This window comes from Mycobacterium sp. NGS64, from assembly GCF_059812245.1.
Genome location: NZ_JCALCI010000001.1, coordinates 602,624 through 621,157 on the forward strand (window position 1 = coordinate 602,624; position 18,534 = coordinate 621,157).

At 68.2% G+C, this 18,534-nt stretch carries 17 protein-coding genes and 1 pseudogene; 12 read left to right on the plus strand and 6 right to left on the minus strand.

Annotated features, from left to right (window positions below; all coding sequences use genetic code 11):
* Nucleotides 1-30: 30 nt before the first annotated feature.
* From AC5Y4S_RS02980 to AC5Y4S_RS02990, 3 genes are read left to right on the plus strand one after another with little or no spacing between them, the layout of a single operon-like run.
* Nucleotides 31-1,041, plus strand: a complete 1,011-nt coding sequence (locus tag AC5Y4S_RS02980) for an Acg family FMN-binding oxidoreductase (RefSeq protein ID WP_500029604.1) — start codon at nucleotides 31-33, stop codon at nucleotides 1,039-1,041.
* Nucleotides 1,042-1,056: 15 nt separating this feature from the next.
* A complete protein-coding gene (locus tag AC5Y4S_RS02985; protein WP_500029609.1) occupies nucleotides 1,057-2,160 on the plus strand; it encodes a 3-oxoacyl-ACP synthase III family protein in 1,104 nt (367 codons plus the stop codon).
* Nucleotides 2,144-3,031 (plus strand): 3-oxoacyl-ACP synthase, encoded by an 888-nt coding sequence (locus AC5Y4S_RS02990; RefSeq protein WP_500029611.1) that lies wholly within the window; start codon nucleotides 2,144-2,146, stop codon nucleotides 3,029-3,031. The genes AC5Y4S_RS02985 and AC5Y4S_RS02990 overlap by 17 nt, the downstream gene beginning before the upstream one ends.
* Nucleotides 3,032-3,224: 193 nt before the next feature.
* Here the strand turns inward: AC5Y4S_RS02990 and ppsA are convergent, their stop codons facing one another.
* Nucleotides 3,225-5,621 (minus strand): phosphoenolpyruvate synthase, encoded by a 2,397-nt coding sequence (gene ppsA / locus AC5Y4S_RS02995; protein ID WP_500029613.1) that lies wholly within the window; start codon nucleotides 5,619-5,621, stop codon nucleotides 3,225-3,227.
* 108 nt (nucleotides 5,622-5,729) lie between these two features.
* Between ppsA and AC5Y4S_RS03000 the strand changes: the two genes are divergently transcribed.
* Nucleotides 5,730-7,109, plus strand: a complete 1,380-nt coding sequence (locus AC5Y4S_RS03000) for a WS/DGAT/MGAT family O-acyltransferase (protein WP_500029615.1) — start codon at nucleotides 5,730-5,732, stop codon at nucleotides 7,107-7,109.
* Here the strand turns inward: AC5Y4S_RS03000 and AC5Y4S_RS03005 are convergent.
* Nucleotides 7,099-7,791 carry a PAS and ANTAR domain-containing protein gene (locus AC5Y4S_RS03005; RefSeq protein WP_500029617.1) on the minus strand — a complete coding sequence of 231 codons (693 nt, stop codon included), beginning with the start codon at nucleotides 7,789-7,791 and terminating at the stop codon, nucleotides 7,099-7,101. The genes AC5Y4S_RS03000 and AC5Y4S_RS03005 overlap by 11 nt on opposite strands.
* A 65-nt stretch (nucleotides 7,792-7,856) precedes the next feature.
* The gene (locus AC5Y4S_RS03010) at nucleotides 7,857-8,306 is read right to left on the minus strand and encodes an Hsp20/alpha crystallin family protein (RefSeq protein WP_500029619.1); all 450 of its coding nucleotides are present in this window, start codon (nucleotides 8,304-8,306) and stop codon (nucleotides 7,857-7,859) included.
* 155 nt (nucleotides 8,307-8,461) lie between these two features.
* Between AC5Y4S_RS03010 and AC5Y4S_RS03015 the strand changes: the two genes are divergently transcribed.
* The 5 genes and pseudogenes from AC5Y4S_RS03015 (at nucleotide 8,462) to AC5Y4S_RS03035 (ending at nucleotide 13,781) form a co-directional block, all read left to right on the plus strand.
* Entirely contained in the window at nucleotides 8,462-8,839 is a 378-nt protein-coding gene (locus AC5Y4S_RS03015) for a MerR family transcriptional regulator (RefSeq protein WP_500029623.1), read from the plus strand.
* Nucleotides 8,840-9,011: 172 nt separating this feature from the next.
* Nucleotides 9,012-9,452: pseudogene (locus AC5Y4S_RS03020) on the plus strand (ANTAR domain-containing protein); the annotation flags it as partial.
* A gap of 64 nt (nucleotides 9,453-9,516) precedes the next feature.
* Nucleotides 9,517-10,698: a zinc-dependent alcohol dehydrogenase gene (locus AC5Y4S_RS03025; RefSeq protein WP_500029626.1), complete on the plus strand. Its 1,182-nt coding sequence runs from the start codon at nucleotides 9,517-9,519 to the stop codon at nucleotides 10,696-10,698.
* A 69-nt stretch (nucleotides 10,699-10,767) separates the two neighbouring features.
* Complete coding sequence (glgX, locus tag AC5Y4S_RS03030; protein ID WP_500029631.1) at nucleotides 10,768-12,918, plus strand: glycogen debranching protein GlgX; 2,151 nt, start codon at nucleotides 10,768-10,770, stop codon at nucleotides 12,916-12,918.
* A gap of 104 nt (nucleotides 12,919-13,022) precedes the next feature.
* Complete coding sequence (locus AC5Y4S_RS03035; RefSeq protein WP_500032090.1) at nucleotides 13,023-13,781, plus strand: SDR family oxidoreductase; 759 nt, start codon at nucleotides 13,023-13,025, stop codon at nucleotides 13,779-13,781.
* On the opposite strand, the gene AC5Y4S_RS03040 is transcribed toward AC5Y4S_RS03035, so the two are convergent.
* Both AC5Y4S_RS03040 and AC5Y4S_RS03045 read right to left on the minus strand, forming a co-directional pair.
* On the minus strand, nucleotides 13,778-14,746 hold the full coding sequence (locus AC5Y4S_RS03040) for an aldo/keto reductase (protein ID WP_500029634.1): 969 nt from the start codon (nucleotides 14,744-14,746) through the stop codon (nucleotides 13,778-13,780). The two genes, AC5Y4S_RS03035 and AC5Y4S_RS03040, sit on opposite strands and share 4 nt — an antisense overlap.
* Before the next feature lie 21 nt (nucleotides 14,747-14,767).
* Nucleotides 14,768-15,706, minus strand: a complete 939-nt coding sequence (locus AC5Y4S_RS03045) for a sensor domain-containing protein (protein ID WP_500032093.1) — start codon at nucleotides 15,704-15,706, stop codon at nucleotides 14,768-14,770.
* Nucleotides 15,707-15,884: 178 nt separating this feature from the next.
* On the opposite strand from AC5Y4S_RS03045, the gene AC5Y4S_RS03050 reads away from it, so the two are divergent.
* The 3 genes from AC5Y4S_RS03050 to AC5Y4S_RS03060 are packed head-to-tail and all read left to right on the plus strand — an operon-like array spanning nucleotide 15,885 to nucleotide 18,180.
* On the plus strand, nucleotides 15,885-16,391 hold the full coding sequence (locus tag AC5Y4S_RS03050) for an oxidoreductase (RefSeq protein ID WP_500029638.1): 507 nt from the start codon (nucleotides 15,885-15,887) through the stop codon (nucleotides 16,389-16,391).
* An 8-nt stretch (nucleotides 16,392-16,399) separates the two neighbouring features.
* Nucleotides 16,400-17,890: a molybdopterin-dependent oxidoreductase gene (locus tag AC5Y4S_RS03055; RefSeq protein ID WP_500029641.1), complete on the plus strand. Its 1,491-nt coding sequence runs from the start codon at nucleotides 16,400-16,402 to the stop codon at nucleotides 17,888-17,890.
* A 2-nt stretch (nucleotides 17,891-17,892) separates the two neighbouring features.
* On the plus strand, nucleotides 17,893-18,180 hold the full coding sequence (locus AC5Y4S_RS03060) for a hypothetical protein (protein WP_500029645.1): 288 nt from the start codon (nucleotides 17,893-17,895) through the stop codon (nucleotides 18,178-18,180).
* Here the strand turns inward: AC5Y4S_RS03060 and AC5Y4S_RS03065 are convergent.
* A complete protein-coding gene (locus AC5Y4S_RS03065; RefSeq protein ID WP_500029650.1) occupies nucleotides 18,152-18,523 on the minus strand; it encodes a hypothetical protein in 372 nt (123 codons plus the stop codon). The genes AC5Y4S_RS03060 and AC5Y4S_RS03065 overlap by 29 nt on opposite strands.
* Between the last annotated feature and the right edge of the window lie 11 nt (nucleotides 18,524-18,534).

Sequence of the window (18,534 nt, forward strand, 5' to 3'; positions counted from 1 at the left end):
TCAGTTCGAGACTTGAGTGGAGTGGTTGAGATGCCCTTGAAAGCGCCGGATTCCGAAGTCATCCGCGACGCCGTGATGCTGGCGAGCCGGGCGCCTTCGCTGCACAACAGCCAGCCGTGGAAGTGGGTGGTCGAGGGCGCGCGGCTGCAGCTGTGGGCCGACCCCCGCCGGCTGATGTCCGCCACCGACCGCACCGGCCGGGAACTGACGTTGAGCTGCGGCGCGGTCCTCGATCATCTCCGGGTCGCCATGGCCGCCGCCGGCTGGGACAGCGCCACCGAGCGCCTCCCGGATCCCTTCGAGCCGAATCACCTGGCCACCGTCGAGTTCTGCCCCGCCGACGCCGTGACGGAGGCCCAACGGCTGCGTGCCGACGCCATCCGTAGTCGCCGCACCGACCGGTTGCCGTTCGCCGCGCCCGCCGGTTGGACGGTGGTGGAGGCGCAGCTGCGCCTCGCGGTCCATCCGCACGACGTCCTGCTCGACGTGGTGCCCGAGGAGGCGCGGCCGACCCTGGCGGAGGCGTCCGCGCTCACCGAGCAACTGCGGCGCCACGACGCCGCCTACCTGTCCGAATTACGCTGGTGGACCTCGCCGTTCGAGTCGGACGCCACCCACGTGCCGGAAAGCTCCCTGGTGTCCAGCACGGAGGCCGCCCAGATCGACGTGGCGCGGACCTTCCCGCCGGCGGGCGGGGGCCACCGGGGCGACGCCGTCGATCGCGACCACTCGAAGATCCTGGTGCTGTCCACCCACCACGGGGATGCCCGGCTGGACGTCTTGCGCTGCGGCGAGGCCCTGTCCGCGGTGCTGCTCGAGTGCACCATGGCCGGCCTGGCCACCTGCACGCTGACCCACATGACCGAGATGTCGATGAGCCGAAACATCATCACGCAGATCACCGGGACCGCCGGCCAGCCGCAGCTGCTGATCCGGGTCGGCCGGCCGGCGCCGAACGGCTACCACGTCGAGCCCACCGCGCGGCGGCTAGTGACCGAGGTCCTCAAGTTTCGCAGTGACCCGCGATCGCGAGGGAACTGAAAGGAGGTGGCGCCGATGGCTCGGCACTGGCTGGTGATGGAGACCGCCGGGGAGGGCGTTGCGGCGCCGTTCGTCGCCCGGCTGGCGGGCGCCGGGCGGCAGCTGCCCGAAACCCGGCTCACCACCGACGAATTGATGGCGACCACGCGCCACCGCACCCACATCGACCTGGAACGGCTCACCGGGATCCGCGAGCGCCGGGTATCGGTGGGCGACGAGGATTCCTACAGCCTGGCCACGTCGGCGGCGCTCAACGCGCTGGCCACTGCGCGACAGGACCCCGCCGCGCTCGACGTGGTGATCAGCTGCAGCATCACGAAATTCCGCGGCGGCCTCACCCAGTGGCTCGAGCCGACGATGAGCAGCGCCGTGGCCCGCGCGATCGGTGCGCCCCAGGCGATGACCTTCGACGTGTCCAACGCGTGCGCCGGGATGCTCACCGGGGTAACCATTTTGAACAACTGGGTCCGGCAAGGCATCGTCGAGCGCGGGTTGGTCGTCAGCGGTGAGTACATCTCCCAGCTGAGCCACAACGCCGCCCGTCACATCCGCAACATCATGAGCAAGGAACTCGCCTGCCTGACCCTGGGCGACGCCGGTGCGGCGCTCCTGCTCGAGCGGGCCCCGGCGGGCTCCGCGGGCATAGGCCTGGCCGGGTTCACCACCGTCGCCGACTACAGCCGGCTCTGCCTGGCCTATCCGGAGGGACACGACCCGGGCGCGCGGATGTTCACCAACTCCCGCGCCATCCAGAAGGCCGCGATCTCCAACACCCCGCTGCTGTTGAGCGAAGTGCTTGACGCGGTGGGCCTTTCGATCCACGACATCGATCACGTGATCACCCACCAGACCTCGGCGCGGGCCATCCGCAAGGGAATGAAGCGCATGTCGGAGGCGTTCGGCGACAGCCCGCGCCACGACGCGGTGATCACCGTCGACCGGTACGGCAACACGGCGTCGACGACCCACACCGTGGCGCTCGTCGAGGAACTCGAGGCCGGGAACATCCGGCCCGGCGAGCGGGTCGCGTTGCTCGCGCTGGCTTCCGGATTGGAGATCGGCGTCGTCCTGCTCACCCTGGATGAGGATTTGGTGAATCGCTATGGGCACGGTCATTGATCGAATAGACGTCGCACACCCGCACTTGCGTGGCCGCCACAGCGCGCTGCACCTTGCGGTGATCGCCGCCAAGGACTGCCTGCACCGGGCCGGGTGCGATCCCGACGAGCTGGATCTGGTCGTCAATGCAGGGATCTACCGGGATCGCAACCTGGGGGAGCCGGCGCTGGCCGCGCTGATTCAGGACGACATCGGGGCCAATCCGGAGGATCCGCACGCCGGGGCGCACGGCACCTTCTCGTTCGACATCGCCAACGGGGCCTGCGGGGTCCTGACCGGACTGCAGATCGTCGACGGGTTCTTGCGGTCGCGCAGCATCAACCGCGCGCTCGTCGTGGCCAGTGATGCCGACCCGGGTCACGGGATGAGCGAGCACTTTCCGTTCTCGGCCGCCGGCGCGGCCCTGCTGTGCCACTGGACCGACGACGACTACGGGCTGAGCCGCGTGTCCTGGGTCAATACCGAGGACACCGAGGCGTTCTCGGCGACGGTCGGATTCGCCGACGCGCGAAATGTGCTGCGATTCAATCACTCGGCAGACATGGACGAGCGGTTCGCCGCGGCGGCCGCCGCGGCCGTGCGCGCGTGCCTGGACGCGCAAGCCACTGGGTTGGACGACGTCGACCTGATCGTCGCCGCCCCGTCCCGGCCCGAGTACCGCGCGGCGCTGAGCCGTCTGCTCGGGGTGGCGCACGAAAAGGTCTGCGTGGCAGCCGATCACCGCATGCACACGGCCGCCCTGGCCGCCGCGTTCGAACCGGCCGCCGAAAACTTCCCGGCGGGTGCCCGGGTACTGTTCGTCGCCGCCGGCGCGGGCGTCACCGCCGGTGCCGCGCTGTATCGCCAGCCGCCGTCGTCGAGGCTGCGGTGAGAGCGTCAAATCGCGAAAATTTCCGCTCTGGACGCAGACTCGACGCAAGTGTCACGCTCGCAATCCCATCAGCCACATGAGTTCCGTATCCGGGCCATAAGGCGATCCCCATTTGTGATATCGCCGACGCTATCACAAATGAGACTCGCCTAATGGTCAGTTGCGCAAGGGCGTACGGCCACACGCGGGCCCGTCACTGCAGGGTGACCGCCTGGCGCTCCAGCTCGAGGATCTGGCGGGTGGTCATCACCACCACGTCGGGGTTCAGGCTGATCGAGTCGATGCCGGCGCGGACCAGGAACTCGGCCATGTCCGGGTAGTCGGACGGCGCCTGCCCGCACAGCCCCGAATGAATCCCGTTGCGGCGGCAGCCTTCCACGGCCAGGCGGATCATCTCCTTGACGCCCTCGTCGCGCTCGTCGTAGTCGAAGGCCACGATCTCGCTGTCGCGGTCGACGCCGAGGGTGAGCTGGGTCAGGTCGTTCGAACCGATGGAGAAGCCGTCGAAGCGTTTTGCGAACTGATCGAGCAGGATCACGTTGTTCGGGATCTCACACATCGCGTACACCTGCAGCCCGTTCTGGCCGCGCTGCAGGCCGAGGTCGGCCATGGTCTGTAGGACCAGGTCCGCCTCGGTCACCCGGCGCACGAACGGGAGCATGATGATGACGTTGGTCAGGCCCATGTCCTCGCGGACGCGTTTCATCGCGCGGCATTCCAGCGCGAAGCCCTCGGCGTAGGCGGGGTGGGCGTAGCGCGAGGCGCCGCGGAACCCGATCATCGGGTTGCTCTCGACCGGCTCGAACGCGCTGCCGCCGACGAGGCTGGCGTACTCGTTCGTCTTGAAGTCCGACATCCGCACCACGACGGGCTTGGGCCAGAAGGCGGCCGCGATGGTGCCGATTCCCTCGGAGAGGCGCTCCACGAAGAATGCGCCGCCGTCGGGGTAGCCCCGGGTGAGCCGTTCGATGGTGCGCAAAGCCTCGGCGTCGCCGACCCTTTCGGGGTGCAGCAGGGCCAGCGGGTGGACCTTGATGTATTCGCTGACGATGAACTCCATCCGGGCAAGTCCCACACCGTCATTCGGTAAGAACGACGTCTTGAACGCGAGGTCGGGGTTGCCGAGGTTGACCATGATCTGGGTCCGCGGCCGCGCCAGGCCGGCCACTTCGGTGCGATCGACGTGGAAACCGACCTCGCCGCGGTACACCCGCCCGGTATCGCCCTCGACGCAGGACACCGTGACGACCTCGCCGTTCGGGACGCTCGTGGTGGCGTCGCCCGCGCCGACCACGGCTGGAATGCCCAGTTCGCGCGCGATGATGGCGGCGTGGCAGGTGCGCCCGCCGCGGTTGGTGACGATCGCGGCGGCGATCTTCATGACCGGCTCCCAGTCCGGCGTGGTGGTGTCGGCGACGAGCACCTGGCCGGGCTGGAAGTCGGCGAGGTGCTCGAGGTTGTCGATCAGTTTCGCCCTACCCGACGCGACCTTCTCGCCGACCGACCGGCCCTCGGTGAGTATCTCGCCCCTTCCCTCGAGCACGTACGTCTCCACCGTCGTCGAACTGCGCTGGGACGCCGCCGTTTCCGGGCGGGCCTGCACGATGTAGAGCTGCCCGTCCAGACCGTCCTTGGCCCACTCGATGTCCATCGGCCGCCCGTAGTGCCGCTCGATGGTGCAGGCATAGCCGGCCAGCTCGAGGACGTCGTCATCGGTGACGCAGAAGCGGGCGCGGTCGGCCTTCGGCGTCGGGATGTTGCGGGTGGTCTGCTTGGTCCCGCCCTCGACGAAGACCATCTTCACCGCCTTGTCGCCGACCAGGCGGCGCAGCACGGCGCGGTGGCCGGCCTGATAGGTCGGCTTGTGGACGTAGAACTCGTCGGGGTCGACGGCGCCCTGGACCACGTTCTCGCCCAGCCCGTACGCGCCGGTGACGAAAACGACGTCGTTGAAGCCCGATTCGGTGTCGATGGTGAACATCACGCCCGACGAGGCGAGGTCGGAGCGCACCATCTTCATGATGCCGATCGACAGCGAGACCTTGAAATGGTCGAAGCCCTGGTCGATGCGGTAGTGGATGGCCCGGTCGGTGAACAGGCTGGCGAAGCAGCGGCGGCACGCGTCGAGCAGGCTCTCGGCGCCGGTGATGTTGAGGAAGGTCTCCTGTTGGCCGGCGAAGCTGGCCGTCGGCAGGTCCTCGGCGGTCGCCGAACTGCGCACCGCGAGGCTGACGTCCTCGCCATACTCCGCCTGAAGCAGGCGGTAGGCGGCCACGATCTCGGCGGCCAGGTCGTCGGGAAGCCCTGCGCCGTAGACGATTTCACGGGCCCGCTTGCCCCGGCGCCCCAGCTCGGCGACGTCGTCGGGGTCGAGGTCGTCGAGTTCGGCGTGCAGCGCGTCCCAGGCGCCGGCGCGGTCCAACATGTGTTGGTAGCCGCCCGAGGTGGTGGCGAACCCGTGCGGAACGCGCACGCCCTGCCCGGACAGCTTCTGGACCATCTCGCCGAGCGAGGCGTTCTTGCCGCCGACCAGCGGCACGTCGTCGATGCCGATCTCTTCAAAGAAGCGAACGTAGTTGAACCTGCTCATGGGCCTCACGATATGGCCGCTTTTGCCGCGGCACAGCCGGCATTAGACCCCGAAAGTTGGGGACTTCTGACTCTGACTCCGCGGGCGCGCGGGGCGGAAAGTAGCGAAATGGAGCAACTGACCGCCCTCGATGCCACCTTCCTCGAAGTCGAAGACTCCGACCCGCACGTGAGCCTGGCGGTCGGGGGCGTGTCGATCGTGGAGGGCCCCGTTCCCGACTTCGACGAGTTCGTCGCCGCCTTCGCCAAACGCGTGCCGGACATCCCGCGCTGCACGCAGGTGCTGCGGACGCACCCGCTAGATCTCGGCGCACCCGAATGGGTGGACGACCCGCACTTCGACATCGCGCGCCACCTGCACCGGCTCGCGCTCCCGCACCCCGGCGGCGACGCCGAACTGTTCGAGACCATCGCGGCCGTGATGGAGCGCCGGCTCGACCGCGAGCGCCCGTTGTGGGAGTGCTACCTCATCGAGGGGCTGGCCGACGACCGCTGGGCCGTGCTGACCAAGATCCACCACTGCATCGCCGACGGCATCGCGACGACGCAGATGCTGGCGAGGTTCAGCGACGACCGCGACCAACGCGAATCCTTCGCCACCGACATCCGCGCCGCCAAGGAGCCGCAGCGGCCCGGGCCGAGCCTGCCCAAGTTCACCCTCAACCCGCTGAGCTGGGTGAGCGGGCTCGGGCGAAGCGCACTCGCCGCGGCGGCGACCGCCGAACAGGTCGCGGTGGGCGCGGTCGAACTGACGGCCAGCCTGTTCAGCCCCGCCCCGGACTCCTCGCTGAACGGGCCCGTCACGAGCATGCGCCGGTTCAGCGTGGCCCGGGTCCGCCTGGCCGATCTGCAGGAGGTCGCCGCGGCGTTCGGCGTGACCCTCAACGACGTCGCGCTGGCGGCCATCACCGACAGCTACCGCACGATGCTGATGGATCGCGGCGAACACCCTGCCCGCAACTCGTTGCGCACGCTCGTCCCGGTCTCCGTCCGCCCGACGAACCACTTCGACGTGGCCGACAACCAGGTTTCGGCGATGCTGCCGTTGCTGCCGGTCGACGAGGGCGACCCGGTCGAGCAGCTGCGGCTGGTGCATGGCCGGCTCACCCGGGCCAAAGGCAGCGGCCAGCGCGAGGGCGGCAGCGCGGTGGTGGCGGCCGCCAAGAACGTCCCGTTTGTGTTCTCCGCGTGGGCGATTCGGCTGTTGGCGCGGCTTCCCCAGCGGGCGGTGGTCGCCTTGGCGACGAACGTTCCGGGTCCACGCAAACAGCAGAAGCTGATGGGCCGCCGCGTCCTGGAGATCTTCCCGATCCCGCCGATCGCCCTGCAATTGCGCACCGGCATCGCGATGCTCAGCTACGCCGACGCGTTCATCTTCGGCATCACCGCCGACTACGACACCGCACCCGACATCGAGGCACTCGCCGCCGGGATCGAGAAGGGCGTCGCGCAGCTGGTGCAGGCTGCCCGCCAACCGGTCAGCGTTTGACGGGTCGGCCGTTTTCGCGGCGGATGCGCTGGTGCGCGGTCAGCAGGAGATGGTCGAATTCATGTGTGTTGAGCGGTAGGCCGGCGGCAAGGAAGTCTTCGATGATCTGCTCGGCCAACAGCCGCAGCTTGACGTTTGCCTCCTGGGACAGCCATTTGAGTAGGTTGAACGCGGCGTCGTCGCTGATTCGGTAGACCAGCATCAGCATGCCCTTGGCTTGTTCGATGCCGGCACGATTCTCCTTGATCTCCGCCAGCCGCGCGGTGACCAGGTCCTCCTGCGCGAGTTGCTGCGGAGGTGGGGAAACGTCGACGTAGAACCCGTGCGTCCCGATCACCTCGTCTTGGTCGTCGAAGAGCTGATCACCGACGACGACAATGTGGCGCACGTTGCCGGCGGTGTCGATGATGCGGTGCCGGGTGCTGAAGGCCTCGTGGGTGTTCAGGATCTGATCGATCGTGGCCGCGACCTGCCCGCGGTCGTCGGGGTGCTTGTGTGCGAGCACCAGGTCGGTGGTCGGGGTGACGCTGCCGGGCTCGTAGCCGTGTATCCGCTGCACCTGGTCCGACCACTCCCAGCGCTGGTCGGCGAAGTAGAACCGGAACCAGCCCACCCGCTGCGGAATCCCGCCTGCCAGAGCCTCTTCGATCTCCGGCGCTTGGCCGTCTAGATGCCATTTCATGGTTGGAACCCCGCCTCCGTGGGCAAGTTTGGTGGGGCGGCGAAAGCCGCCCCACCCGCCGGTCGTCAGGCGTCGATCACCTCGCGCTTGTTGGCGTCCTCGTTGATGGCCTTGTGGCCGTTGCCGTGACTGACGGAGATCTTGCGCGGCTTGGCCTTCTCGGCCACCGGGATGCGCAGGCGCAGAACGCCTTCGGAGTAGGACGCGTCGATCCTCTCGGTGTCCAGGTTTTCGCCGAGCACGAGCTGGCGGCTGAACACCCCGCGCGGCCGCTCGGTGGCCAGCATCTCGCGGTTGGGGTCGACGCCCGGGCGCTCGGCGCGCACGGTCACGACGTTGCGCTCGATGTCGATGTCGAGCGTGTCGGCGTCGATGCCCGGCAGGTCGAACTCGACGACGAACTGTTCTCCCTCGCGCCACGCGTCCATCGGCATCACCGCCGGCCGGGCGGCCGTGCCGAGCACTTGCTGGGCGAATCGGTCGAGGTCACGGAAGGGGTCGGTACGCATCAGCATGGCGGTCACCTTTCACTCCAATCTGCGGCTCTGAAGTGGTCAATTCCCGTGTGTCTTTCTATGTCAGAAGACATAGATTTCATATATCACTATCGACAGAAGACCGCAAGTGTGATAGAGAGGTTTTCTGAGGAAGCTCATTGAGGGGACGGCCGATGACCGAGAGCATTGGGGAGGCGGGCGCGCCGGCGTCGGACCGCGGCGTGTACGGGATCTCCGTGGCCGCCGAACTTTCCGGCATCCCGGTGCAGTCGCTGCGTCTCTACGAGCGGCATGGGCTCTTGAGTCCCGCTCGCAGCGACGGGGGAACCCGGCGGTACAGCGCCAACGACCTGGCCCGGCTGCAGCGCATCAGCGCCCTGCTCGACGCCGGGGTCAACCTCGCCGGCATCGCCCGCATCCTGAGCCTGGAAGACCACAACGCCGAGCTCTCGGCGGTCAACACCGACCTGCGCTCCAGCAACCGCACCTTGCGGAACGCGGCCAAGGGCGCGGGCCCGAAGAAAAACGGGACCCGGCGCGAAAACCGTTGACCACCAACGGTCTACCTAGCCGCTCGGCGATCCGGCGCGCGGGCGCCTCCCGTGCCGCCCCTTTACCGTGTTTGCACTTCGTTGTTTGGCCCGTAGGCTTCGTTTTATGCGTCGACGCAGGGGGTATGCCACCGCCGGCGCGCGGCCTGAAAACCCTCGAGGGGGTGATGAAATGCCGGATGACAAGAGCACGGTCGTCGTCCAGTTGTCGGAACTGATGACCAGCCTGCAGCGCGAGGGCACCGAAACGACGGCTGGCCTCCGCGAACTGATCGAGAGCGGCGTTTGGCACATGCCGGGCTGCCAGTACGCCGGGATCACCCTTGCGGAGCGGGGCAACACGGTCACCAGCGTGGTCGCCACCCACCGCTACGCGGCGGTCCTGGACGAATCACTGGAAATCGGCGGCATTTTCGCCACCCACGTGGCCCTGGCCTGGTCGATGATGCGCCGGCAGGACCAGTTCCGCAGCGCCCTGGCGTCGCGGGACACCATCGGTCAGGCCAAGGGCGTTATCATGGAGCGCTTCAACCTCGACGCCGTCGAGGCTTTCGAACTCCTCACCCGGCTGTCCCAGCAGTCCAACACCAAGCTGATCGACATCGCGGCATCGCGGCGCGCGCTCGTAGCCGCGCGCCGGCGTTTCGGCCGGCGCGACACGGGTATGTGCCTTGCACATGAAAGCCGTCACCTGGCAGGGCAAGCGCGACGTCCGCGTGGAATCGGTGCCCGATCCCAAGATCGAGCGGCCGACCGACGCCATCGTCGAAGTCACCTCCACCAACATCTGCGGTTCGGACCTGCATCTCTACGAAATTCTCGGGGCCTTCATGAACCCGGGGGACATCCTGGGGCACGAGCCGATGGGGATCGTCCGGGAGGTCGGCGGCCAGACGGGCGATCTGCGGGTCGGTGAGCGGGTCGTCGTCCCGTTCCAGATCTCTTGCGGCCGTTGTCACATGTGCGACATGCGGCTCTACACCCAGTGCGAGACCACCCAGGTGCGCGACCAGGGGATGGGCGCGGCGTTGTTCGGCTACTCGGAGCTCTACGGCGAGGTCCCCGGCGGGCAGGCCGAACTGCTGCGCGTCCCGCAAGCCCAGTTCACCCACATCAAAGTCCCTGAGGGACCGCCGGATTCGCGCTTCGTCTACCTCTCCGACGTGTTGCCGACCGCCTGGCAGTCGGTGGCCTACGCCGACATCCCGGACGGGGGCTCGGTGGCCGTGCTCGGCCTGGGTCCCATCGGCGACATGGCCGCACGCATCGCCGACCATCTCGGGTATCGCGTCATCGCCGTCGACCTGGTGCCCGAACGCCTGGCCCGCGCGGCCGGGCGCGGCATCCACACGATCGATCTGAGCCGGCTCGACGCGCCCCTCGGCGACGCGATCCGCGACCTGACCGACGGCCGCGGCACCGACTCCGTGATCGACGCCGTGGGTATGGAGTCGCATGGGTCCCCGGCCGCCCGGCTGGCGCAGCAGGCCAGCGGGATGTTGCCGGATTTCATCGGCAAACGGATCATGCAGACCGCCGGCGTGGACCGGCTCACCGCCCTGTACTCCGCCATCGACATCGTGCGGCGCGGGGGAACCATCTCGCTGATCGGCGTCTACGGGGGAATGGCCGACCCCATGCCGATGCTCACCCTCTTCGACAAGCAGGTGACCCTGCGGATGGGGCAGGCCAACGTGAAGAGGTGGGTCGATGACATCATGCCCCTGCTGACCGACGACGATCCCCTGGGCGTGGACACGTTCGCCACCCACGTGCTGCCCCTGGACCAGGCGCCGCACGGGTATGAGATCTTCCAGAAGAAGCGGGACGGGGCGGTAAAGGTCATGTTAAAACCTTGAAAACCGTTCTGCTGCAAGCCCTTCCGGACCGCCGTTTGGGGAAGGCCCGGGTAGGGTATGGAAAGCCGCATGACATCCGCAGAAAACCTCGCGCCCACTCCCACCGGTGAGGTGTGGCCGGGTCGGGCCTATCCGCTCGGCGCGACGTACGACGGCGCGGGCACCAACTTCGCGGTGTTCAGCGAGGTGGCCGAGCGGGTGGAGCTGTGCCTGTTCGATGCCGCCGGGACGGAGAGCCGCGTCCCCTTGCCCGAGGTCGACGGGTTCGTCTGGCACGCCTATATCCCGGGCATCGAGCCCGGCCAGCGTTACGGCTACCGGGTGCACGGTCCGTACGAGCCGGAGAACGGCCTGCGGTGCAACCCGAACAAGCTGCTGGTGGACCCGTATTCGAAGGCCATCGACGGCACCTTCGAGTGGAACCAGTCGCTCTTCAGCTACAACTTCGGCGACCCCGACAGCCGCAACGACGACGATTCCGCGCCCAGCATGCCCAAGTCGGTGGTGATCAGCCCCTACTTCGACTGGGGCAACGACCGGCCGCCGGACCACCAGTACGCCGACACCGTCATCTACGAGGCGCACGTCAAGGGCCTGACCCAGACCCATCCCGACATCCCCGAACAGCTGCGCGGCACCTACTCGGCCGTGGCGCACCCGGTGATCATCGAGCACCTGAAGAGCCTCGGTGTCACCGCCATCGAGCTGATGCCGGTGCACCACTTCGCCAACGATTCGACCCTGGTGGACAAGGGCCTGTCGAATTACTGGGGCTACAACACGATCGGGTTCTTCGCCCCCGACTTCAAATACTCCAGCGCGGCTTCCCCGGGCGGACAGGTCCAGGAGTTCAAGGCGATGGTGCGGGCCCTGCACGAGGCCGACATCGAGGTCATCCTCGACGTCGTCTACAACCACACGGCCGAGGGCAACCACATGGGCCCCACGTTGTCGATGCGGGGAATCGACAACGCCGCCTACTACCGGCTGGTCGACGACGACAAGCGTTACTACATGGACTACACCGGCACCGGCAACAGCCTCAACGTCGGGCATCCGCACGCGCTGCAGCTGATCATGGACTCGCTGCGCTACTGGGTGCTCGAGATGCACGTCGACGGCTTCCGCTTCGACCTGGCCGCGACGCTGGCCCGCGAGTTCTACGACGTCGACCGCCTGGCGACGTTTTTCGAACTGGTGCAACAGGATCCGACGATCAGCCAGGTGAAGCTCATCGCCGAACCGTGGGACGTCGGCCCGGGTGGCTACCAGGTGGGCAACTTCCCGCCGCAGTGGACGGAATGGAACGGCAAGTACCGCGACGCGGTCCGAGACTTCTGGCGCGGCGAGCCCTCGACCCTCGACGAGTTCGCCTACCGCCTGTCCGGGTCGGCCGACCTCTACGAGCACACCGCGCGCCGTCCGGTGGCGTCGATCAACTTCGTCATTGCGCACGACGGGTTCACGCTGCGGGACCTGGTGTCCTACAACGAGAAGCACAACGAGGCCAACGGCGAGGACAACAACGACGGGGAAAGCCACAACCGGTCGTGGAACTGCGGCGTGGAGGGGCCGACCGACGACCCGGAGGTCAACGCGCTGCGGGCCCGCCAGCAGCGCAACTTCCTGACCACACTGCTGCTCTCCCAGGGTGTGCCGATGATCTGTCACGGCGACGAGCTCGGCCGCACCCAGAACGGCAACAACAACGGCTACTGCCAGGACAACGAGCTCACCTGGATCGACTGGGCAAAAGCCGATAACGGCCTGCTGGAGTTCACCCGCGTCGTGTCGGCGCTGCGCGCCAACCACCCGGTGTTCCGCCGGCGCCGGTTCTTCTCCGGCAAGCCGCTGGGCCGCCGCGGTCAGGACGGGCTGCCCGACATCGCCTGGTTCACCCCCGAGGGCACCGAGATGACCGACGAGGACTGGGGCGCGGGATTCGCCAAGTCCGTCGCGGTGTTCCTCAACGGCCACGGCATCCCCGACAGCGACGCGCGGGGGCAGCGGGTGTTCGACGACTCGTTCCTGTTGTGCTTCAACGCTCATCACGAGCCGATCGAATTCACGCTTCCGCCAAAGGAATTCGGTGCGGCGTGGCAGCTCGTGGTGTTCACCGGGCCCGAGGAGGAGACGCCCGCCGAGGAGGTGCCCGGCGGAGGCGCCCTCACGGTGGACGCGCACACCGCCGTGGTGCTGCAGGCGCCTGACGGGGCATGACCGGGTTGACATAAACCGCCCGAACGTCACCTAGCCGCTCCCTGATCGATACGCTGTTGCCTGCAGCGTGCTCGTTACAGGAGAGGGCGAATATGTCAAGGACAGTGGTGGTTGGCGCCTCGAGCGGACTCGGGCGCTGCATCGGCGTCGGCCTGGCGCAGCGCGGCGATCAGGTGGCGCTGCTCGCCCGGCGCCGTGAGCGCATCGAGGCCGCGGCGAATGAGGCCGGGCCCGGCGCGATCGCCATCGAGTGCGATGTCACCGACGAGGCGTCCTGCCGCTCGGCGATCGGCGCGGCCGCGGACGCGTTCGGCGGGATCGACAACCTCGTGTACACCCCCGCCATCGGCCCGCTGGTCCGCATGGTCGACACCGATGCCGAGACGTGGCGGCGCGTCTTCGACACCAACGTGATTGGCGCGGCGCTGGTCACGGCCGCCGCGGTGCCGCGCCTGACCGAGTCGGCGGGCAAGGTGGTGTACCTGGCTTCCGATGCGGGCACGTACGGCCCGCCCTGGCCGGGTCTGGGGGCGTACGGCGTCAGCAAGGCGGCCCTCGAGCGGCTCGTCGAGGCGTGGCGCGCCGAGCACCCCGACATCGGCTTCACCAACCTGATCGTGGGGGAGTGCGGGGGCGGCGAGGGCGACGCGGCGACGGGCATGACCACCGGCTGGGATATGGACCTCGCCATGAAGGCCGCCCCGCTGTGGGCCTCCCGCGGCTGCATGCCCGGCAAGCTGATGCCGGTCGAGGACCTCATCGACGTGGTGCACACGATCCTGCGCACCAACGCGACGACGTCGATGCCGCTGGTGGTGGCGCGCGGCGCCCCCGCCAGCCCCCCGGCGTTCGCGGAGACCTAAACGCCCAACTTCTCGCGGGCCTTCTCGAGCAGGAAGCGCCCGTTCGACACCGGCCGGAACGCGCGCGCCGCGCCGGTCAGCGCGTCGCGGGAATCCGCGGGCAGCTCGAGGTCGGCGGCGGCGACGTTGAACTCGACCTGTTCGACGCTGGAGGCGCCGGGGATGGCCACGACGCCCGGCAGGCTGATCAGCCAGGCCAGCGCCACCTGCGCCGGCTTGGCGCCGACCTGCGCGGCGACGTCGCGCAGCGTCCGCAGCAGCGGCTCGATGCGGCGCAGGTTCTCGGTGCCGAAGTACCGGTTCACCGCGCGAACGCCGCCGGGACGGTTGTCCACGCCGTATTTGCCACCCAGCAGCCCCTGCTCCAGCGGTTGGTAGGCGATCACGATGCGGCCCTCGCGCTCGGCGAAGGGCACCAGGTCCTCGAGCGCGCCGGAGTGGGCGAGCGAGAAGTGCACCTGGTTGCTGATCACCGGCCGCCCGAGCGCGGCGTCGGCCTTTCGCCACCGCGCCAGGGAGTAGTTGGAGACGCCGGCCGCGCCGATCTTGCCCTCGTCGAGCAGGTCGCGCATGCCGGGCATGATCACCGAGTCGGGGACCACCGGGTTGGGCTGGTGGATCTGGTAGAGCGGGATGCGGTCGAGTCCCAGCCGCCGCGCGCTCGCCTGCTCGCGCTGCTTGATGACGGCGGGGAAGGGGGCCACGGGCATGATCTTGCTGGCCACCGCGACCTCGGCGCGCTGGTCGCCGAGCGCCTCACCCAGGATCCGCTCACTTTTGCCCAGGCCGTACACCTCGGCGGTGTCGAACAGCGTCACCCCCAGGGCGCGGGCGCGCCGCACGATGTCGCGGGCCGCGCCGGCGGCGTAGCCCTCCCCGTAGCCCCACTCGCGCGACCCGAACTGCCACGTGCCCAGGCCGATTCGGCTGACCCGTCCGACCCCGTCGATGTCGAGATATTTCATGCCGCCCACCTTAGGAGATCCCTATCCCGGGATCTTGTTCAGCGCGGCGGTGGCGATGCTCACGGCCGATTGCCGCGCCTTGGCGCCGTCGGTGGTGCCGCTGTACGACACGTACAGGTCGACCACGACGTTGGCCTTGGCCGCGACGGCGCGGGCGGAGCGCACCTGCAGGCCCTTGGGCGTCAGGTCCAACGTGGTGATGCCGTTGCCGGCGTCGGTGGGCTCGCCCAGGGCGAACGGAATGCCCCCCGCCTCGGGGATCGTCACGCTCACCGTCGTGCCCCCGCACCGGCGCCATCCGTCCAACAGCTTCGCCAGCTGCGATTGCGCCGCCGGTGCATCGCGAAACGCGGCTACGGCCTCGATGACCTGAACCGACTTGAGCAGGGTGCGGGTGTCGGAGAATTCCGCCGCGCGGTAGCCGAAGATGGCGTCGACGTTGTAGGCGTCCGGGGTCCCGGGGGCGATGCTTCCCCAGCACTCCGCACGGTCGATGGTTCCCTCCCGGTCGGACCTGCTGGGATGGTCCCACGTCTGGCCCGTCTCGAGGTTCTGGTCGTCGGTGATGGTCTGCAGGTCGCCGAGGCTGGGCAGGACCGTGGCAATGGCGTCCGGCGCGACGGTCGGGCCCGCGGGCGCCGCGGCGGTGGTGGCCGGCGTCGCCGAACGATTCGGGGTCGAGGTGAATGCGGCCAGCGTGGCCCAGGCGGCCAGGGCGACGACCGCGAGGCCGATGATCGCGTAGGACAGCGCCAACGCGGCCAGCGCGCGGTTTCGGCCGAGCTCGCCCGTGCGGCGGATCTGGGCCAGCGCCAGGTGTCCCAGCACGGCGCCGACGGGCGGGGACGCGAAGGCGAACACCAGCGACTGGGTGGCCATCGCGTTGACCGGCGGGCGGTACGGCTCTGGGGGTGGCGGTGGCAAGACCGGCGGTTGCACCGGCGGGGCGGCGGGGGGCATGCGACCGAGCGGGTCGTAGCTCAGCGGGCCGTATCCGTAAGGATCCTGAGGATTCACGCCAGTGGCCTCCTTAGCCCGGCCTCTTGCCCCGAATGTAGCCGAGCGGCGGCGCTCCGTCGAAAACGGCAATTCTTATGAGTCCACGTTTGAGAAACCCTTCCCCGGGTACGTGCGCAGCGTGGGTTTTCTCGTCGAGACGTGGCCAGAAAGTTGGCACCGCAGCCGGCTGTTTCGGGTCCTCAGCCTCGGCGGGTACGTCGCCTTCGACCTGCCCCGCTTGGTGACCGGGTTGGGCGCGATCCTGCTCGTCGGCGTCGGCGCAACGCACGTCTACGCGCTGGCCATTCAGGCCGCCCAAGGGACACTGCCCTGGTATCTCGTGGTGTACGCGGTGGGGGTGATCGCCGGTTGCCTGCTGGCCGGCCTCGCCCTGCCGATCGGCCGCAATCCCCAGGTGGCACAAGCGGGTTGGTACTTCGGCAGCCTGCTTTCGGTTGTCGTGATCGGCGTCGACGTTCTCACCCGGGTGGTCTATCTGCCCGCCCTCACGGCAATGACCGGACGGTGGGATTTCGCGCCGGCATCGTTCGCGTTCGCGTTCGCGGGCACATTCCTCGCACTGCATACCACACTGCTGCTGGGCATCAACGTCGCCTATCCGCAGCGCCAGCGCTGGGAGGACTGAGCAGGCGCGTGATAACCCTGGACTACCCGGCGTGGCTGCGCATCGACCACTGGCTCAACGTGCTGTTCCTAACCCTGTTGCTGCGCAGCGGCATTGAGATCCTTTCCACGCATCCCAAGCTATATTGGCGGGAGGACAGCAAGCCCGGCACCGAGTGGGCTCGGTTCACCACGAAGACGATGCCGACCGACCGGCTCTACGACACGCTCGACGAGGAGGAGGACTACAGCGCGCTCATCGCCCTGCCCGGCCACAAGCGGCTCGGCATGGGCCGGCACTGGCATTTCATCTCGGTGATCGGCTGGGTGCTGGTGGGGTTGTCCTACTACGTGCTGCTGTTCGCCACCGGCCAGTGGCATCGGTACTGGCCGCAGTCGTGGGCGACCTTCGTCGAAGCCGGCAACGACATCCTGACCTATGCGACGTTCAACCTGCCCCCGCTGCTGCCCAACGAACCGCTGGATGCCATCCAGAAGCTGACCTACGCGGGCGTCGTCTTCGGACTCGCGCCGTTCCAAATCCTCACCGGCGCGGCACAATCCCCCGCGATCGAGGCGCGGTTTCCCTGGTTCGTGCGGCTCTGGGGCGGACGGCAATCCGCCCGCAGCCTGCACTTCCTGGGGCTCGTCGCGTTTTTGGTGTTCATCGCGATCCACGTGGCGATGGTCTTCTTCTGGGGCTGGGGCCAACTCAACGCGTCGATGATCTTCGGCTCCGTCCGCAACGTCACGCTGGGAGTCGTGTTGTCGTTCGTGATCATCGGTGCGATCGTCGCCGTCCACGTCGCGGCCACCGTGTGGAGCCTGCGCAAGCCGGTCCAGGTTCGCCGCATCCTCGGGGCGATCATCACCCGGGCGCGGCTGATCCTGTTGCGCCCGTTGGACTCCCGGCAGGACTATCCGGAACGGATGCTGTCGGAAGAACACCGCGTCAACGGCAAACCGCCTTGTTCGACCGAGTACAAGGTGATGGCGGTGCACAACTTCGTCGACTGGCGGCTGCGGGTCGGTGGGCTCGTCGAGGAGCCGATGACGTTCGACCTGACCGCGCTGCGTGCGCTGGCCGAGCCGCAGCGGCAACGGGTTTTGCACAACTGCGTGCAGGGCTGGACGAGCATCGGCGAGTGGACGGGCCTGTCGCTGGCCGCCCTGGCCGACCGGGTGCGCCCGCTCCCGCAGGCGCGCTACCTGTGCCTGCTCACGATGCAGGACACCGGCCGCGACGAACCGAGCGCGGAGGGCCAGGGGCAGTTCTACGAGGTGATGGATCTCGAACTGGCCTACAAGCCGCAGACGATCCTGGCGTACGAGATGAACGGAAAACCGTTGCCCATCAAGCACGGTGCGCCGCTGCGCCTGCGGGTGGAGACTCAGGTCGGCTTCAAGATGGCCAAGTGGATCAGCGCGATCGAGTTCGTCGACGATCACCGCGGCATCGGCTACGGCCTGGGTGGCTGGCGGGAGGACAACGTGCATTACGACAAGGACGTGGAGATCTAGACATGACCGCCGACGCGATGGTGCGCCCGGAGCTGATCGCCTTGGACGCGGCCGCCCGCGAACGGGTCACCGAACAGATCGCGGCGAAGGGCGGCTACTGCGAATGCTGCGGCGCAACGGGTTTCGACGTCGGCGGCGCCCTGTTCCTCGGCTTCCTCTTCCTCGACGAGGAGCGCGACGCGTACATGATCGCGCTGAACTGTCGCAACCGCGACTGCGCCAAGCCGCGGACCGGAATCGTCCTGAGCGCCGGGGACTTTCTCAGCGACGGCGCGGACGAAAGCGCTTAACCCCCGGGGCCGGACCCTCGGTGAAGTTCGGTTCGGCGAGCCGGAACCGCTCGATCAGGTGCGACAGCGAGCGCAGCTCGTGGCGCAACGCGGCAAAGGTGCGCTCGTCGGCGTCCGTGAGCCGGCCCAGCGAGCTGTAGTGCACCAGGCGTCGCAGCCGCCCGGCCAGCACCGTGCCCCACCGGATGCTGAAGTCGTATCGTTGCCCTTCGCTGATCGGCGCCTCGTCGTCCTGCTTGGCAAGGTCCTTGAGCGCCCTGATCTGTCCGGTGATCAGCTCGACGTCGCTGTCGATGTCGACCGGTGCAGCCGCCGCCCGTGCGGGGTTTTGTGTCGCGCTCATCGTTTTCTCCC

Coding starts and splice junctions, on each gene's coding strand:
- AC5Y4S_RS02980 (WP_500029604.1), top strand. CDS start 31: ATGCCCTTGAAAGCGCCGGATTCCGAAGTCATCCGCGACGCCGTGATG.
- AC5Y4S_RS02985 (WP_500029609.1), top strand. CDS start 1,057: ATGGCTCGGCACTGGCTGGTGATGGAGACCGCCGGGGAGGGCGTTGCG.
- AC5Y4S_RS02990 (WP_500029611.1), top strand. CDS start 2,144: ATGGGCACGGTCATTGATCGAATAGACGTCGCACACCCGCACTTGCGT.
- ppsA (WP_500029613.1), bottom strand. CDS start 5,621: ATGAGCAGGTTCAACTACGTTCGCTTCTTTGAAGAGATCGGCATCGAC.
- AC5Y4S_RS03000 (WP_500029615.1), top strand. CDS start 5,730: ATGGAGCAACTGACCGCCCTCGATGCCACCTTCCTCGAAGTCGAAGAC.
- AC5Y4S_RS03005 (WP_500029617.1), bottom strand. CDS start 7,791: ATGAAATGGCATCTAGACGGCCAAGCGCCGGAGATCGAAGAGGCTCTG.
- AC5Y4S_RS03010 (WP_500029619.1), bottom strand. CDS start 8,306: ATGCTGATGCGTACCGACCCCTTCCGTGACCTCGACCGATTCGCCCAG.
- AC5Y4S_RS03015 (WP_500029623.1), top strand. CDS start 8,462: ATGACCGAGAGCATTGGGGAGGCGGGCGCGCCGGCGTCGGACCGCGGC.
- AC5Y4S_RS03025 (WP_500029626.1), top strand. CDS start 9,517: ATGAAAGCCGTCACCTGGCAGGGCAAGCGCGACGTCCGCGTGGAATCG.
- glgX (WP_500029631.1), top strand. CDS start 10,768: ATGACATCCGCAGAAAACCTCGCGCCCACTCCCACCGGTGAGGTGTGG.
- AC5Y4S_RS03040 (WP_500029634.1), bottom strand. CDS start 14,746: ATGAAATATCTCGACATCGACGGGGTCGGACGGGTCAGCCGAATCGGC.
- AC5Y4S_RS03045 (WP_500032093.1), bottom strand. CDS start 15,706: ATGCCCCCCGCCGCCCCGCCGGTGCAACCGCCGGTCTTGCCACCGCCA.
- AC5Y4S_RS03060 (WP_500029645.1), top strand. CDS start 17,893: ATGACCGCCGACGCGATGGTGCGCCCGGAGCTGATCGCCTTGGACGCG.
- AC5Y4S_RS03065 (WP_500029650.1), bottom strand. CDS start 18,523: ATGAGCGCGACACAAAACCCCGCACGGGCGGCGGCTGCACCGGTCGAC.